This is a genomic window from Arthrobacter sp. 2RAF6, assembly GCF_052115205.1.
In the GTDB taxonomy this organism is placed as follows: Bacteria; Actinomycetota; Actinomycetes; order Actinomycetales; family Micrococcaceae; genus Arthrobacter.
This window is the reverse complement of record NZ_JBFRGF010000145.1, coordinates 1-350: the sequence shown is the minus strand read 5'-3', so window position 1 is coordinate 350 and position 350 is coordinate 1. Positions and strand designations below refer to the sequence as shown.

The 350-nt window shown below is 67.1% G+C and carries 1 protein-coding gene; it reads left to right on the top strand.

The window, feature by feature from the left end; all coding sequences use genetic code 11:
• The coding region (locus AB4Z38_RS25880; RefSeq protein WP_441432359.1) for an HNH endonuclease signature motif containing protein at positions 1-350 on the top strand (350 nt) is incomplete at both ends.

Here is a 350-nt window from a genome sequence, read left to right as displayed (position 1 = left end):
TTGCGCACACTCGCCTGCGACGCGGACATCATCCCCGTGGTCCTGGGCAGCGAGGGCCAGGTCCTGGACATCGGACGGGCCTCCAGGGTCTTCCCGCCGCAGATCCGCAAAGCCATCACCGCGCGGGACAAAGGCTGCGCTTTCCCCGGATGCACCATGCCGGCACCGTGGTGCGAGGCCCACCACATCGAGTACTGGTCCCGGGGCGGACCCACCAGCACCGCCAACGGGACGTTGCTCTGCAGCCATCACCACCACCTGATCCACAAGGAAGACTGGCACATCCAGGTCCGCAACCAGATCCCCTGGTTCATCCCGCCACCCCACACCGACCCACACCGGAAACCCCG